Origin of the sequence: Pseudomonas sp. EL_65y_Pfl2_R96, assembly GCF_963970905.1 — a bacterium.
In the GTDB taxonomy this organism is placed as follows: domain Bacteria; phylum Pseudomonadota; class Gammaproteobacteria; order Pseudomonadales; family Pseudomonadaceae; genus Aquipseudomonas.
On record NZ_CAXAQH010000210.1, the window covers coordinates 1 to 538 of the forward strand.

General features: G+C 63.2%; 1 protein-coding gene. It reads right to left on the reverse strand.

What is annotated here, in order from left to right:
* A partial coding sequence (locus tag AACY49_RS30260; RefSeq protein WP_339527928.1) for an immunoglobulin-like domain-containing protein occupies positions 1 to 538 on the reverse strand: 538 nt, incomplete at both ends.

Genomic DNA, 538 nt, shown 5'->3' on the forward strand with positions numbered 1-538 from the left:
TTTCAAAGTTGCCGCCGGCGGCATCTTTGATCGTCACCTCGACTTGGCCGGCGTCTTTGTAGACGTCGTCCTTCGGTGCATCGACGGTCACGGAGCCGCTGGTGGCACCGGCGGCGATGGTGATCACCGCGCCGTTCGACAAGGTCACAGTGACCGGCGTACCGGCCGCATTGCTCAGGGTGGCGGTGTAAACAATGGAGCCGCCTTCTGCCACGGAGTCAGTAGCGCTCAGGCTGAGGGTGGTAGTGTCTGCCGTGTCGGTAACCGAGGTGTCGGCTGACTTGCCATCGACTTCCAGCTTCTCGTAGTTACCGCCCTTGGCATCGTCGATTTTGACGCTCAGGGAGCCACCACCGGTCAGGGCATCGTTCGGTGCGGTGAAGTTGACACTGGCACTGCTCGAGCCGACCGGGATGGTGATGGTCTGGCCGTTCGACAGGGTCACGACCACCGGCGAACCGGTGACTGGAGCGGACACGGACGCGGTGTAAACCACGGTGCCGCCTTCGGCGACGGTGGACGTCGCGGTCAGGTTCAC